This window comes from Bacteroides sp. ET489 (assembly GCF_030518095.1).
GTDB lineage: Bacteria > Bacteroidota > Bacteroidia > Bacteroidales > Bacteroidaceae > Bacteroides > Bacteroides ndongoniae.
The window spans coordinates 1-15,938 of sequence record NZ_JAULLJ010000014.1 but is presented as its reverse complement, the minus strand read 5'-3'; the positions used below and the strand labels follow the sequence as shown (position 1 = coordinate 15,938).

8 protein-coding genes and 2 pseudogenes are annotated in these 15,938 nt (G+C 53.4%); 6 read left to right on the top strand and 4 right to left on the bottom strand.

All coding sequences use genetic code 11. The annotated features are described in order from the left end of the window. Positions 1-451: 451 nt before the first annotated feature. The 6 genes and pseudogenes from Q3C19_RS09555 to Q3C19_RS09535 all read left to right on the top strand — a co-directional run bounded on the left by Q3C19_RS09555 (position 452) and on the right by Q3C19_RS09535 (position 10,287). Positions 452-3,829 (top strand): glycoside hydrolase family 2 TIM barrel-domain containing protein, encoded by a 3,378-nt coding sequence (locus tag Q3C19_RS09555; protein ID WP_302728945.1) that lies wholly within the window; start codon positions 452-454, stop codon positions 3,827-3,829. A gap of 77 nt (positions 3,830-3,906) precedes the next feature. Next, on the top strand, positions 3,907-4,326 hold the full coding sequence (locus Q3C19_RS09550; protein ID WP_302728943.1) for a DUF6769 family protein: 420 nt from the start codon (positions 3,907-3,909) through the stop codon (positions 4,324-4,326). Between the two features lie 110 nt (positions 4,327-4,436). Next, positions 4,437-5,660 carry an efflux RND transporter periplasmic adaptor subunit gene (locus Q3C19_RS09545; RefSeq protein ID WP_302728941.1) on the top strand — a complete coding sequence of 408 codons (1,224 nt, stop codon included), beginning with the start codon at positions 4,437-4,439 and terminating at the stop codon, positions 5,658-5,660. Between the two features lie 101 nt (positions 5,661-5,761). Further along, a pseudogene (locus tag Q3C19_RS18435) lies at positions 5,762-7,342 on the top strand (efflux RND transporter permease subunit); the annotation flags it as partial. 225 nt (positions 7,343-7,567) lie between these two features. Continuing rightward, positions 7,568-9,064: pseudogene (locus Q3C19_RS18430) on the top strand (efflux RND transporter permease subunit); the annotation flags it as partial. Continuing rightward, positions 9,061-10,287, top strand: a complete 1,227-nt coding sequence (locus Q3C19_RS09535; RefSeq protein ID WP_302728937.1) for a TolC family protein — start codon at positions 9,061-9,063, stop codon at positions 10,285-10,287. The pseudogene Q3C19_RS18430 and the gene Q3C19_RS09535, both read left to right, overlap by 4 nt. 64 nt (positions 10,288-10,351) lie before the next feature. Here Q3C19_RS09535 and Q3C19_RS09530 read toward each other — a convergent pair whose 3' ends face one another. From Q3C19_RS09530 to Q3C19_RS09515, 4 genes are all read right to left on the bottom strand, one after another. Continuing rightward, positions 10,352-11,845, bottom strand: a complete 1,494-nt coding sequence (locus Q3C19_RS09530; protein WP_302728935.1) for an rRNA cytosine-C5-methyltransferase — start codon at positions 11,843-11,845, stop codon at positions 10,352-10,354. Positions 11,846-11,871: 26 nt separating this feature from the next. Further along, on the bottom strand, positions 11,872-12,834 hold the full coding sequence (locus Q3C19_RS09525) for an Rpn family recombination-promoting nuclease/putative transposase (RefSeq protein ID WP_302729015.1): 963 nt from the start codon (positions 12,832-12,834) through the stop codon (positions 11,872-11,874). Between the two features lie 339 nt (positions 12,835-13,173). Next, entirely contained in the window at positions 13,174-15,474 is a 2,301-nt protein-coding gene (locus tag Q3C19_RS09520; RefSeq protein ID WP_302728933.1) for a TonB-dependent receptor, read from the bottom strand. A gap of 110 nt (positions 15,475-15,584) precedes the next feature. After that, positions 15,585-15,923: a hypothetical protein gene (locus Q3C19_RS09515; RefSeq protein WP_071148794.1), complete on the bottom strand. Its 339-nt coding sequence runs from the start codon at positions 15,921-15,923 to the stop codon at positions 15,585-15,587. Positions 15,924-15,938 lie beyond the last annotated feature (15 nt).

The window sequence follows — 15,938 nt, the reverse complement described above, 5'->3', positions numbered from 1 at the left end:
AACAGAAGCCCGAACAGCATAAAACGCCCGCAAAAGTGCATAGATATGCACAAAAACACTCCTGAAAACGCTTGTTTTCCACTTTCGCAACGCTTGTGCGGAGCCGGAAGAATGCTTGTACGGCTCGCGAACATTGCTTGTGCGGTACACGAACAACGCTTGTGTGCCTCGGAAACATAGCTTTCTGGTGGAAGGGAGACTGGTTCTGGCTTCATTTCCCGTCGTTTCCATTCTATTTCAACTGTAAACATTTCGCTATCCGTCTATCTATAAGAAAGATACAGAAATCTGCCCGCAAAATTGCGCACATCCCGGGCAACGGGCAGAAATAACGGATTCTCACCGCTTCGGAAATACAAAATGACATTCTGTCAAACCGTTTTCCTCCGCATTTGCGAGACTTGATTTTTAGCGTTATCTTTGTCAACATATAACCTTAATATTCCTATTCATGGTACATCTCTTAAAAAACAGTCTGCTCCTGGTTCTCCTGAGCTGCCTGTGCCTGACCAGCGCACTGGCAAACGACACCGCCGGGCAACCGGAAAAGCCTTACTGGCAAGACATTCAAGTGATTTCGGTGAACAAGGAAGCTCCCCGCTCCTCGTTCATGACCTACGGCGACCGAGCTACGGCCCTCACCGCCCGTTACGAAAACAGTCCCTACTACCAGCTGCTGAACGGCACATGGAAGTTCTACTTTGTCGATTCCTACCGCCAGCTTCCTGCCGGCATCACCGACCCGTCGACCGACACTTCGAACTGGGCCGACATCACCGTGCCCGGCAACTGGGAAGTGCAAGGCTTCGGCACCGCCATCTACACCAACCACGGTTACGAATTCAAACCACGTAACCCGCAACCGCCGCTGTTGCCCGAAGCAACTCCCGTAGGTGTCTACCGCCGCGACTTCACCATCCCCGACGGCTGGGACGGACGCGACATCTATCTGCACATTGCCGGAGCCAAGTCGGGCGTGTACGTCTACGTCAACGGCCGCGAAGTGGGCTACAACGAAGACTCAAAGAATCCTGCCGAGTTCCTCATCAACCCTTACCTGCAATCCGGCAAGAACGTGCTGACGCTTAAAATCTTCCGTTGGAGCACCGGCTCCTATCTGGAGTGTCAGGACTTCTGGCGCATGAGCGGTATTGAGCGCGACGTCTTCCTGTGGTCGCAGCCCCGCATCGCCGTGCAGGACTACCGCATCGTTTCTACCCTCGACGACACCTACCGCAACGGTCTCTTCCGCCTGGCCATTGACCTGAAGAACCACAGCGGACAGGCCAAATCCGTCAGCATCGGTTACGAACTGCTCGATGCCGCTGGCCGTACAGCCGCCGCATCCGAACAAACCCTGACGCTGAAACCCGACGGCCCCACCACAGCCACCTTCCAGAAAGAACTGGAAAACGTCAGCACTTGGAGTGCCGAGCATCCCAACCTCTACAAGTTGCTGCTCACCGTCAAGGAAGACGGCCGGGTGACCGAAGTCATCCCGCAAAACGTAGGTTTCCGCCGCATCGAAATCAAACCCATCGACCAGATAGCCGGAAACGGACAACCTTACACCGTGCTCCTGTTCAACGGACAGCCTATCAAGCTGAAAGGTGTCAACATCCACGAGCACAATCCTGAGACGGGCCACTACGTGACCGAAGAACTGATGCGCAAGGACTTCGAGCTGATGAAACTGAACAACATCAACACCGTCCGCCTGTGCCACTATCCGCAGGATCGCCGCTTCTACGAACTGTGCGACGAGTACGGACTCTACGTTTACGACGAGGCCAACATCGAGTCGCACGGCATGTACTATAACCTGCGCAAAGGTGGCACCCTAGGCAACAATCCCGAATGGCTGAAACCCCACATGGAGCGCACTGCCAACATGTACGAACGCAACAAGAACCATCCTTCGGTCACCTTCTGGTCGCTGGGCAACGAAGCCGGAAACGGATATAACTTCTACCAGACCTACCTCTATCTGAAGGAAAAGGAAGAAATGAACCGCCCCGTCAACTACGAGCGCGCCCAATGGGAGTGGAACTCTGATATGTACGTACCTCAGTACCCCAGTGCCAAATGGCTGGAAGAAGTAGGAAAAACGGGCAGCGACCGTCCCGTAGTGCCTTCGGAGTATTCGCACGCCATGGGTAACTCCAACGGTAACCTTTGGGACCAGTGGAAAGCCATCTATAAATACCCCAATCTGCAAGGTGGATACATCTGGGACTGGGTTGACCAAGGCTTGCTCGTCAAGGACAAGAACGGTACACCCTATTACGCCTACGGTGGCGACTTTGGTAAAGACATGCCGAGCGACGGAAACTTCCTGTGCAACGGTATCGTAGGACCCGACCGTACGCCTCATCCAGCCATGGCGGAAGTGAAATACGCCCACCAGAATGTAGGTTTCGAAGCTACGGACCTGGCCAATGGCAAGATTAAAGTAACCAACCGCTTCTACTTCACCGGCCTGAAGGACTACGCCATCCGCTATGCCATCCGTGCCAACGGCAAGACGCTGCGCGACGGCCGCCTCACACTCGACCTCGCACCGCAAGCTTCGCAAGAGATTAGCGTACCCGTGGCAGGACTCAAACCCCAGACAGGCACCGACTACCTGATAGACTTCGAAGTAACCACCACACGAGCCGAAGGCTGCATCCCCGCCGGACACGTCATTGCGCACGACCAGTTCGTCCTGCCGCAAGTGCCGGCCGACAAGGACGCTTATCAGGCTGGTGGCCCCGCACTCAGCATCGACAACGAGGGCAACGAACTGAAGGTTACCTCCTCGAAAGTCAACTTCACGTTCAATAAGCAGTCGGGCATCCTTACATCCTACCGCGTGAACGGTACCGAGTACTTCAACGGCGGATTCGGCATCCAGCCCAACTTCTGGCGTGCTCCCAACGACAACGACTACGGAAGCGGAAACCCCAAACGACTGGAGATATGGGAAGTATCGAGCCGCAACTTCCAGGTATCAAGCGCCACGGCCGAAATGTCGGGTCGCAATGCACTGGTGAACATTGTCTACAAGCTGCCTGCCGGAAACGAGTTCTTCATTACTTATAAGATATATCCCGACGGCGTGATGAATGTGTCTACCCGTTTCACTCCTGCCCACCTGGACGGCGTGAAGATAGACATCTCCGAAGCTACCGCTACGGCCACTTTCTCGCCCGGACGCGATGCTCAAAGCGTCAGCGCACGCGACAAGATGGTAGTTCCCCGCATCGGTGTCCGCTTCCGTCTGCCTGCCACGATGAACCAGCTGGCCTACCTTGGCCGCGGACCGCAGGAAAACTACTGGGACCGTAAGGCCGGTAGTCTGATAGGACTGTACAACAGCACGGCCGACGACGAATACTTCCCCTACGTACGCCCGCAGGAGAACGGTCACCACTGCGACACACGTTGGCTCTCGCTGAACGGACGCGGAAAGAGTCTGCTGATTGTAGCCGACAGCCTGATGGAGTTCAACGCCCTGCGCAACTCCGTCGAGGACTTCGACGCCGGAAAGGCCATCAACCGTCCCTACCAGTGGAACAACTTCACTCCGCAGGAGATAGCCAACCGTCCCGAGATAGGTGCTTACGACAAACCTCGTCAGACGCATATCAACGACATCACCCCGCGCGACTTTGTTGAAGTCTGCCTCGACCTGAAGCAACAGGGACTGGCCGGTTACGACAGCTGGTACTCGCGTCCCGAACCTGAATACACCCTGCCTGCCGACCGCGAATACACCTGGGGATTCACCCTGATACCCGGAGCAGGAGCCAGTCAGGCGGTGAAGAAGTTGAAATACACTTATTAATCGACTAATTTATTATCTTAGTTCTTGGCAAGTATACAATTTACTTTTATCTTTGCAACCATCAGAAGCAAAAAGGCATGGAAAAAGAGAAAAAGTACATTGTATACTTGCTTTTTTTAGTCAGCATCATCATGCTGGCTGTACCCGTCTTTCCCCATCATCACCATGCCGACGGCCTCATCTGTATGAAGAACGATGTAGAGCCCAGCTGCTGCCACACATCTCATCACCATCACCCCGCAGGACATCCTAACTGCTGTCACGACAAGGGTTGCATCGCCAGCCACTTCGTTCAGCGCACCCCACGCACCGAGCGTCAGGCTCCCGTGCTGAAGCCCGTCCTGCTGCCTGCCGTACTCAGCACATTCCTCAGGCAACTGTACGCCTTTGGCGAACCTTGCCAACCTGTTTCATACTCACCCTACATCGAGTCACTGCACGGTGTCTACATAGCCCGTGCCTCGGGATTAAGGGCTCCTCCCAGCCATCTTGCATAACAGATGCAGTGTGCCCGCACATTGCAACCCGGTTGCACTCTTTGGTCAGTACCTTTGCAGCCGGAAATCATACTTACATTATTTTGCAAGAACTTAATCCATTTATATCAATGAAGAAACTGATATTTCTGGGAGTCCTCGTTGCATTGTCACTGGGCTCCTGTCAGAACAAGTCCGCCCACGATCACGACGGACACAATCACGAGACCGAGAACCACGACCATGAGGCCGAACTTCACGAAGGACACGACCACGACGGTCATAACCACGAAGCCGACGCCCACGAAGCCGAAGAAGGGCACAGTGCCGGCAGCGGTGAAATAGTCCTGCCACCAGCCAAAGCCCAGGCAGCAGGTGTAGAGGTCAGCACCGTAGAAGCGGGCACCTTTCACCAGGTCATCAAGACCAGCGGACAGGTATTGGCCGCACAGGGCGACGAAAGCGTAGCCGTTGCCACCGTAGCTGGTGTCGTATCGTTCCGCAACAAGGTAGTCGAAGGTATGCAGGTAGGCAAAGGCACTCCGCTGCTTACCCTCTCGTCGCAGAACATGGCCGAAGGTGACCCCGTACAGAAAGCCCGCATCGCCTACGAAGTCAGCAAGAAAGAATACGAACGCATGAAGGCGCTGGTAGCCAGCAAGATTGTTTCCGAAAAGGAATTTGCCCAAGCCGAACAGGCATACGAGAATGCCCGTATCAGCTATGAAGCCGTAGCCCGCAACCATACCCCGCAGGGACAGACGGTTGTTTCGCCCATCGGCGGTTACGTCAAGAGCCTGTTGGTAAAGGAGGGCGATTACGTCACCGTAGGTCAGCCGCTGGTCAGCATCACGCAGAACCGTCGCCTCTTCCTCCGTGCCGATGTTTCCGAGAAATACTACAACGCACTGCCTTCCGTAGCCTCGGCCAACTTCTGCATGCCCTATAATAATAAGGTATATGCATTGAAAGAGCTGGGCGGCCGTCTGCTGTCCTACGGCAAAGCTTCGGGCGAAGGCAGTTATTACGTACCTGTCACTTTCGAGTTCGACAACAAGGGCGACGTTGTCCCCGGTTCCTTTGTCGAAATCTATCTGCTTACCACGCCGATGGAAGGTGTCATCAGCGTCCCCCGCTCGGCCCTCACCGAAGAGCAGGGCAGCTACTTCGTCTACCTGCAAATAGATGAGGAATGCTACCAGAAGCAGCTTGTTACCCTGGGTGCCGATGACGGCGAACGGGTACAGGTACTCACCGGCCTGCACGCCGGCGACCGTCTGGTGACCAAAGGCGCCTACCAAGTGAAGCTGGCAGGAGCTACGAATGCGATACCGGCACACAGCCATGAACACTAATTAAACGAAAAATGAAGAATGGAAGCTGCGCTTCCTAATGAAGAATTTTCCATACACAAGAATTCTTCGTTCTTCATTCTTAATTCTTCATTTAACAAGTTATGCTCAACAAAATCATACACTTCTCCCTTCAGAACCGCATCCTGGTGCTCGTAGCATCGGTGCTGTTGCTGATTGGCGGTACTTACACCGCCGTACATACGGAAGTAGACGTGTTCCCCGACCTGACGGCACCCACCGTAGTGGTGATGACCGAAGCCAACGGCATGGCAGCCGAAGAGGTGGAACAGCTCGTCACCTTCCCCATCGAGACCGCTGTCAACGGAGCCACACACGTACGCCGTGTACGCTCCTCGTCTACTCACAGTTTCTCCGTAGTCTGGGTCGAATTCGACTGGGACACGGACATCTACTTAGCCCGGCAGATTGTCAGCGAAAAGCTTTCGCTCGTAGCCGAAGAACTGCCCGCCGGAGTGGGCAAACCTACACTGGGACCGCAGTCGTCCATCCTGGGCGAGATGATGATTATCGGCCTTACAGCCGACTCCACTTCCATGCTCGACCTCCGTACGCTGGCCGACTGGACCATCCGTCCGCGCCTGCTCTCTACGGGTGGCGTGGCACAGGTAGCCGTGCTGGGCGGTGACATCAAGGAATACCAGATACAGCTCGATCCCGAACGGATGCGCCACTACGGCGTCACGCTGGGACAAATACTGGAAGCTACCCGCGGCATGAACCTCAACGCCAACGGTGGTGTCATCTACGAATACGGCAACGAATACATCGTCCGCGGACTGACTGCCACGACGAATACGGAGTTGCTGGGGAAAACCGTGGTTAAAGCTACGAGTGACGAGCTACGAGCTACAAGTGGTAGTGGCAGCAACCCGTCACTCGTCACTCGTAGCCCGTCACTTCCAATTCTATTGGAAGACGTGGCCGACGTACGCATCGGCGCACAGACGCCCAAGTTGGGTCTGGCTTCGGAACGCGGCAAACCTGCCGTACTGCTCACTGTAACAAAGCAGCCTGCTACCAGCACCCTGGAACTGACCGCCAAGCTGGAAGCCTCACTGAAAGACTTGCAGAAAAACCTGCCCCCCGACGTGAAAGTCTCGACCGACATCTTCCGCCAGAGCCGCTTTATCGAGAGTTCGATTGGCAACGTGCAGAAGTCGCTCATCGAAGGTGGTATCTTCGTGGTCATCGTACTGTTCCTCTTCTTAGCCAACGTGCGTACTACCATCATCTCGCTGGTCACCCTGCCCCTGTCGCTCGTCGTTTCCATACTGGTACTGCACTACATGGGACTGACCATCAACACCATGAGTTTGGGTGGTATGGCCATTGCCATCGGTTCGCTGGTCGATGACGCCATCGTCGATGTGGAGAACGTCTACCGCCGCCTGCACGAGAATCGCCTCCTGCCGCCCGAGCGTCGCCTGCCCATCCTGCAGGTGGTGTTCAACGCTTCGCGCGAGGTACGTATGCCTATCCTCAACTCCACGCTCATCATTGTGGTCAGCTTCGTGCCCCTGTTCTTCCTGAGCGGTATGGAGGGACGCATGCTGGTGCCGCTGGGCATCGCCTTCATCACTGCCCTGGCCGCCTCAACGGTCGTGGCACTGACGCTGACACCTGTGCTCTGCTCGTACCTGCTGAAGAGTAAAGAAGACAAACAAACAGAAGATGCCCAAAGACTTCCCGAAGTCACAGCCGATGACTCCCGGAAGTCTCAGGCTATGACTCCCGGAAGTCATGAGGCAAGACTCCCGGGAGTGTCCGGCGGTAACTCCCGGGAGTGTCCGGCACCCCCCTCCAGAAGTACCTGTGATACCGATTCGGGCGACTCCGCCGTGGCTCGTACGCTGAAGAAGGCATACGGTGCGCTGCTCGAAAAAGCCTTACATCACAAACGCGCCGTACTGGGCTGTACCATTGCCCTCTTTGCCGTCGCCTTAGGACTGTTCTTCACGCTGGGTCGCTCGTTCCTGCCGCCGTTCAACGAAGGCTCGTTCACCATCAACGTCTCTTCACTGCCGGGCATCTCGCTCGAAGAAAGCGATGCTATCGGACGCCGTGCCGAAGAACTGCTGCTTACCATCCCAGAGATACAGACCGTAGCCCGCAAAACCGGCCGCGCCGAATTGGACGAGCACGCCTTAGGCGTGAATACCTCGGAGATTGAAGCTCCCTTCGAACTGAAAGACCGGCCGCGCAGCGAAGTCGTGGCAGAAGTTCGCGAAAAGTTGGGCAGCATCGTCGGCGCTAACATCGAGATAGGCCAGCCCATCAGCCACCGTATCGACGCCATGCTGTCGGGTACGAAAGCAAACATCGCCATCAAGCTCTTCGGCGACGACCTGAACCGCATGTTCGCCTTAGGCAACGAGATAAAGGACAAGATACAAGACGTTGAGGGCGTGGCCGACCTGACAGTAGAGCAGCAAATCGAACGTCCGCAGCTCACCATCACGCCCCGCCGCGAGATGCTGGCACGCTATGGCATCACCCTGCCGCAGTTTGCCGAATACGTCAACGCCTGTCTGGCGGGTGAAGCCGTTTCGCAAGTCTACGAACAGGGTAAGTCGTTCAACCTGACCGTACGCATGCGTGATGACTTGCGCGACCAGGCACAGAAGATAGGCAACCTGATGATTGACACGGGTGACGGATTGCAAGTGCCGCTCAACTACGTGGCCGACATCCGCTCGACCATGGGACCGAACACCATCAGCCGCGAGAACGTAAAGCGTAAGATAGTCATCTCGGCCAATGTTGCCGACCGCGATCTGCGCTCCGTAGTGAACGACATTCAAGAACGTATCGACACCCAAATTCAACTGCCCGAAGGCTACCACGTAGAGTACGGCGGACAGTTTGAAAGCGAACAGGCAGCCAGCCGCACGCTAATGCTGACATCGTTCATGTCTATCGTTGTCATCTTCCTGTTGCTCTACCACGAGTTCCGCAGTACGAAGGAGAGTGCCATCATCCTCATCAACCTGCCACTGGCACTGATCGGTGGTGTGTTTGCCTTGTTGCTGACCACAGGCGAAGTGAGCATCCCTGCCATCATCGGTTTCATCTCGTTGTTCGGCATTGCTACCCGAAACGGTATGCTGCTCATCAGCCATTACAACCACTTGCAACGCGAAGAAGGCTATGGCATCTACGACAGCGTTCTGCGCGGTTCGCTCGACCGTCTGAACCCGATTCTGATGACAGCCCTCAGCAGTGCTCTGGCCCTTATTCCGCTGGCTTTGGGCGGCGACCTGCCCGGCAACGAAATACAAAGCCCGATGGCCAAAGTCATCCTGGGCGGTCTGCTGACCTCGACGTTCCTCAACGGATTCATCATCCCGATAGTTTATCTGCTAATACACACCAAGAAAGAATGAAGAAAATAGTAATCATTTGTGTATGCCTTGCCCTGGCGGCAGGGCTACACGCCCAAAACAGCATTGAAACCATCCTCACCCAGATAGAGCAGAACAACCGGCAGTTGCAAGCCAATGCCCAGAATGTGAATGCCCAGAAACTGGAAAACCGGACAGCCAATAACCTGGCCAATCCAACCCTGTCGTACGCCCATCTGTGGGATTCGGACGACAAGAACATCACCGTGGGCGAAATGGTCATTGCACAAAGTTTCGACTTCCCGTCGCTCTACATCACCCGCGCCCGCATGAACCGCTACAAGGCTCAGTCGCTCGACGCCCAAGCCCTTGCCCTGCGCCAGGACATTCTGTTGCAAGCACAGGAAGCCTGCCTCGACATCATCATGCTGACCCGTCAGCAGTCCCTCCTCGACGAACGCCTGAAGAACGCCGAAGAGCTGGCAGCTTTCTACAAGAAACGACTGGAAACCGGTGATGCCAGTTCGCTGGAAACCAATAAAATCAATCTGGAACTGCTGAATGTACGTACCGAAGCCCGCATGAATCGTACAGCCCTGGAAAACAAGCTGCGCGAACTGACCGCCCTTAACGGTAACCAGTCGCTCGTACCCGGCCGTCCTTTGGCCGAAGGAGCTGCTACGCCTCATGCACTCAACCTGGGGCTTACCGATTATCCCGATGTCCCCCTGCCTGCCGACTTCGGCCCCTTGTGCGACGAGCTGCTGGCTTCCGACCCCACCCTGCTTGCCCTGCAGAACGACGGCGAAGCTGCACGCCGCCAACTGTCCGTCAGCCGCCAAGGCTGGTTACCCGACTTAGAATTAGGTTATCGGCGCAATACGGAAAGCAAACATCCGCTCAACGGCGTGGTAGTAGGTTTCTCCTTTCCCATCTTCCAGAACCACGGAAAGGTAAAAATGGCACGCTCGCAACTGCAAAGCATCGATTACCAAAAGGAGAATGCTCGACTGAGTGCTTCCACCGCCTTATGGCAGCTCTACGAAGAAGCTTCCAACCTGCAAGCCTCCATACACGAGTATACCGAGACTTTCGGCCGTCAGCAGGACTTGCGCCTGTTGCGCCAGGCACTCGAAGGCGGACAAATCAGCATGATAGAGTATTTCGTAGAAGTATCCGTAGTCTACCAAAGCCAGACCAACTTGCTACAACTGGAGAACCAGTACCAGAAAGTAATGGCCAGAATATACAAGAGCAAGCTTTAAATAATGAAGAATGGAAAATGAAGAATGAAGAATGGAAAAAGAAAAAATTCTTCATTCATCATTCTTAATTTCCCAAGGTTTCCGGTTGCTCCGGTACATAACTGCTCCGGATGCGCCACTCCTGCGGATAAAGATTATTGGCACGATTGCCGATGTTCTTCACAAATCCAAGAGGGAAACCACGGTACGTAAGAAGTACAAAACCGCGAGGGGCTGTGTCCGAAAGGACTACAGCCTCTTTGCGCAAATAGGCAATAGCAGTAGGATAATCCACCTCCTCGCAGGCAAAAGCATCTTGCCGAAGCAGGCTACTCATGGCCAGCGCATGGGCGGGAATACAGTCTTTCCCTTTCACTCCAGCCACTTCTACACCTGCCTGCATCACTTTGACATGCTGCTTCAAAACTGTCAACAAAGGTAGCCATGCCGTAGGGAAAGCCGCCAGCGTCTGTCCTTCGGGCATCAAGGTGTAACCTTCCGCATCACGCAGCCAGCCTTGCACCATTGCCAGCTGTTCCTTTCCGAAAGCCGATCCCGAAGAAGCCTTTCCTCCATTTCCTTTCTTCCCGCGCTGTTTGCCCGCCGACTGTCTATCCGCGTTCATCCGTCCCGTTTGCATCATCGATATATCTTCGCTTGCTGTTTCTTCTGCCTCACCAGCCTTACGCAATACAGCCAGGAAGAATCCTTCTCCCTGCGTCTTATGTGGTAAGAAACGGTAGACAGGGAAATCTTCTCCAGCCAGCAAATTGCCAGTGATCCCCCATTCAGCTGGCACGTCGAGCGGCAGCACTTCGGCTCCCAACTCCCGACACAACCAACGCACATTTTCTTCGTTCTCTTTCGTATTATAGGTACATGTACTATATACCAACAGTCCACCCGGCTTCAGGCAAGGCCAGATGTCTGTCAGGATACGCCGCTGACGCTGCCAGCAGATTTCGACATTCTCCGCACTCCACTCGCTTATGGCAGTCTTGTCCTTACGGAACATGCCTTCGCCCGAACAGGGAACATCGGTCAGAATAAAGTCGAAAAGGTGTTCCAAAGGTGTGAAATCGGAAGGATCGCTATTTGTCACCACCACATCAGGATGCCCCCACTTGGTCAGATTCTCGGCCAGTATCTGGGCACGGTTGCGCATCACTTCGTTGGCTACCAGCAGACTGCCTTCGGGCAACAGGCTACGTACATGGGTAGACTTTCCGCCCGGAGCTGCACAAAGGTCAAGCGCAGCCAACGGTCTGCCCGGCAGGTAACGCTTCAACGCCTGTTCCACAAACATTGACGACGCTTCCTGCACGTAGTAGCAACCGGCATGAAACAACGGATCGAAAGTAAATGCCGGACGCTGGTTCAAATAGAATCCGCGTTCCGCCCAAGGCACCTTGTTCAATGAAGAATGAGAAATGACAGAAGAAGAATCTGTACACTTTTGGGCATTCACACGTATGCTGACCGGCTGTTCCGCCTCCAGCAGAGCGATAGCCAGACTGTTATATTCTTCCTCGCCCAACAAAGCGCGGGTATATTCAGTAAATAAAGGAGGTAATTGCATGATAATCTTCTATCTTCTCAAATTTCTTATAATGCAGCAATTTCTTCCATGCTCAATCCTGTACTTTGAGCAATAAGTTCAATAGAAACACCGGCTTCCTTAAACTTGCGTGCCAATGCCTTCTTCTCTTCTGCACGGCCTTCTGCAAGTCCTTCCGCACGGCCTTCCGCAAGCCCTTCTGCACGCCCCTCCGCACGACCTTCTGCACGCCCCTCCGCACGGCCTTCTGCACGACCCTCTGCACGGCCCTCTGCACGGCCTTCCAACTTGGCAGTATCCAGCACATCATTCTGTATCATCACGGCATTGATATGCTCGTCGTACACATGACGTTCCTTGGGCGACATATTGTAATACTTCAGTTTTTCCCTTGCCTCGGCCAATCCCGGTGCCGTGGTATCAGAACTGATTTCGCCACTTTTCAGATACGAGATCCATTCCTCCAGCGGTGTCTTTGCTACCTTATTGAACTCGTTCACCCTAATCAGGTAGTATTCGGGGAACACCTCGCGCGGCATCTTGCGGATGATTGCTCCTTCCTGCTTGGCCGAAATGCTCAATTCGTCGCCGGTATGCACCCCAACAAAGTTTGTCACTCCGTGATACAGGTAGTCACTGCCTTTACCGATGTCGAAATAGAGAATACTGATGGAATATACCTTTTTCACCTCTGCATACGAATTCCCCAAAGAGATGTGCTCCGTAATGGCTTTCGAAACACCATATAGCACTCTCTCCAGATAGTACAGTTCTCGCGTATTCTGTATTTCAACAATGATGATGTCCCCGTTCTCCTCTTTTGCCTTGATGTCCACACGATTGAACTTATCATCATAGTTTGTCTGGTTGGCTTCGCTTTCGAGTATTTCCAGAATGGTGATTTTCCGTTCCAGCAACACGGTGAGCAAGCCTTCGAGTACTACAAAATTGGCCTTATCTCGCAACATACGCTTCATGGCCCAATCGAATCGGATATATTTATCTTGCATCATGAGGAAGAGGTTTTGAGTTTATAAGTCTTTGAGTTATTGAGTCTTTATTTTCTGGAGTATCTTACCAGATGCAGCAAATATACGAAAAGGTAGTTGCAGCGGCAAATGAAAACAGGGTTTTCTAAAAAAGTTCTTCGTTCCAAGTTTCCCAGTTAGGGAATTTCCATTCCCTAGTTAAGAAATTCTCGTTCCCTAGTTAGGGAATTGCGGTTTCTCAGTCAGGCAATAAAAAAGCTTCTTCCCAGATGCCGCATACGAGTAATGTATATCCGATTGAATTCTATACATTCCGCATCATGCGCCTCTGAAAAGAAGCTTCTTCATTCAACCCCTACATCAGTAACTGATCTTCACTCCCGCAAAGTAGGAACGCGGCAGGCCGGGACCGTAGATGTAACCCGAGTCGCGCAGTTTGCCTTGGTCGAAGTCTTTCTGATAGGCGTTGAAAAGATTCTGCACGCCGGCATTTACCTGAAGGGTGATGTTGTTGTAGAGCGTGAAGTCGTACGCAGCTTTCAGATTCATTTCCCAAAAGTCGGGGGTAGTTTCGGCACGGTCTTTCTCGATGTAGCCGGCACGGTGCTCTACCAGCATACTGCCCGTATACGTACCTGACAGGGCAATGCTCAACGGCTTCACCGGACTGTAAATCAGCGTCATATATCCATAGGTATCGGGCGTGCGGAAAATACGTTTCTCCAGAGGAACAGTCTCATCGTCGCTCCACTGGCGGGCTTCCTTGTACTCGGCTTTCTGTAAGGTAACGCCTGACTGAAGCTGAAGCACACTGAGCCAAGCCAGTTTGCCTTCGAGCGTCATGCCGTAGACGCGGGCTCCCTTTTCGTTGTAACGCTCGTTCTTCAGAATACCGTTCTCGGTACCAATCTCGCGCAAAGCAAATACGTCGGACAAGTCGGTATAGAAACCTTCGAGTAACAAGTTACCCTGCCAGGCTCCCCAGCGGTGATACATATCGGCCGAAAGGCTGAAACTACGCGACTTTTCTTCACGCAAGTCCTTGGCCAGCTGAATCATGGACACGCTGCCACCTACATTCTCCACATGCAAATCCTCGTCGAAAGCCTGCGGAGCACGGAAACCTACGGAGTAAGCGGCACGGAAGTTAATGTCCTTTGTCGGGTTGTAGCGCAGATTAACGCGCGGACTGAAAATGACATGATCTATCAGATTGTGCTTGTCCAGACGTCCTCCCACGAGGAAGCTCCAGCGGTCGTTTTTCCACTCGTTCTGCAAGAAAGCACCGGCGATGCGTACCGTCTGGTCGATGCGGCGGTTGTAGCCCCACATGTTGTCGTGCATGGCATCCTGATTATACTCTACCCCACCCGTCAGGTCGGCAGGCAGGAAGAGACAACGGTCAAAGTGATAAACGTATTGCGAACCAACTACCCACGTCAGGTCGGTAGTAGCACCGTAAGCGTCGAGCGAATGGTCGCCACCGTAGTAGCTGTCGCGATCGATGTGCTGCACAGAGGCATAAACGTTCATGCGGTGCTTCTCGTTGGGCGAAAAGTAATCGAACTTCACACTTCCGCTGTTGATGCTGTGCTGGGTCTGCTCGGTGATGTCGGTCTCGTGAGGCGGACGGTCGAGCAAATTGCCACCACGGCGGAATTCCTGCAGATGATGGTATTCAAAAGTCAGTTTGGAGTAAGTGCTCGTCTTGAGAAACGAACGGAAGCCAACCGTCTGATTGCGTAACTGGGGCAGCTCAGTAAATCCGTCGTCGTCGTAATCGAAGCCACTGCGCTGACGGTTCTGTCCAAAGACGTAAATACCTGCCTTATGGTCGTCGGTCACCAACGAAGCGTTCATGGTCGTATTATTGTCGAACACCGAAAGGCCGCCCACGCCCATAATGGTATGTCCCAGCTGGGCAGAGTTGCGCAACGGTTCTTTGGTAATGATGTTGATGGTTCCCGCAATGGCCGATGCGCCAAACAGTGCCGAACCGCCTCCACGCATCACCTCCACTCTCTCTATCATGTTGGCCGGTATCTGTTCCAGTCCGTACACTCCTGCCAAAGCACTGAACACGGGGCGCGAGTCTATCAGAATCTGCGTATAAGGACCGTCAAGACCGTTGATGCGTACTTGCTGGAAACCACAGTTCTGGCAGTTGTTCTCTACCCGCACACCCGGCTGGAAGTTCAGTCCCTGTGCCAGTGTGGTTGAATTGGTCTGTTCGAACAGCTTGAAGTCCATGACATTGACCAGCGTAGGAGCCAGACGACGGGTTGTTTCGCTGCGGTTAGCAGTCACCACTACCCCGTCCAATGCCACGAGGTCTTCTTCCAGTTCGAAGTTCTCTTCCAGCGTAACGCCTTTCTTCAGCACAACGTTACGTGTCAAAGTTTTATATCCCACGGCACTGACCTGCAGTACGAACTCGCCTTCGGGCAGATTCTTCAGGAAGTAATGTCCTGTTCCGTCGGTTAGCGTACCGATAGTGGTACCTTTCAGTGAAACAGATATATAAGAAAGGTGTTCTTTGGAGTGTTTCTCAAGTACATGCCCCACAATGTTGGCATCCGATTTGTTCAAGTCTTCGGCAAAGGTTGTGGCTGGCAACAGTGCATAAAGCACCGCCACCACAAGAAAAATATACGTTTTCATGTGTCTTCTTTCTATAAATTAATAAAATGAGGAAAAGGGTAGATGTTTCCAAATAATCCATGGTGAATCCATGACACATCTACCTGTCATACAAATATAAATCGCGTCAGTCAGAAGACACAAACGGGAGGGGCACGCAAACGAAGGCCGTTTTCCTGTCGTGACAGACAAAGCCGTACCACACGGGGCACCGCCAATACGTTCAGCAAAACCAAGAAACAGGAAACGGCAGTCAGCAACGACGGAAGCGAAGAAGCGGTATAATGGCCCAGAAAAAATATCGTCTCGGCCTGATCCGGCGTATGCTGATGATTGGCTTGGAAGGGATGCGAGTGCACAATGATAACCCCGTTCACCACATGCGAGTGGTTGAACAGTGTGATTCCTCCCCAATACATCAAGAACAACAGGGGAAGAAAGAACTTCATGATGCGACGCAACTTCTCCAAAGAAGATTTATATGA

Coding starts and splice junctions, on each gene's coding strand:
- Q3C19_RS09555 (WP_302728945.1), top strand. CDS start 452: ATGGTACATCTCTTAAAAAACAGTCTGCTCCTGGTTCTCCTGAGCTGC.
- Q3C19_RS09550 (WP_302728943.1), top strand. CDS start 3,907: ATGGAAAAAGAGAAAAAGTACATTGTATACTTGCTTTTTTTAGTCAGC.
- Q3C19_RS09545 (WP_302728941.1), top strand. CDS start 4,437: ATGAAGAAACTGATATTTCTGGGAGTCCTCGTTGCATTGTCACTGGGC.
- Q3C19_RS09535 (WP_302728937.1), top strand. CDS start 9,061: ATGAAGAAAATAGTAATCATTTGTGTATGCCTTGCCCTGGCGGCAGGG.
- Q3C19_RS09530 (WP_302728935.1), bottom strand. CDS start 11,845: ATGCAATTACCTCCTTTATTTACTGAATATACCCGCGCTTTGTTGGGC.
- Q3C19_RS09525 (WP_302729015.1), bottom strand. CDS start 12,834: ATGCAAGATAAATATATCCGATTCGATTGGGCCATGAAGCGTATGTTG.
- Q3C19_RS09520 (WP_302728933.1), bottom strand. CDS start 15,474: ATGAAAACGTATATTTTTCTTGTGGTGGCGGTGCTTTATGCACTGTTG.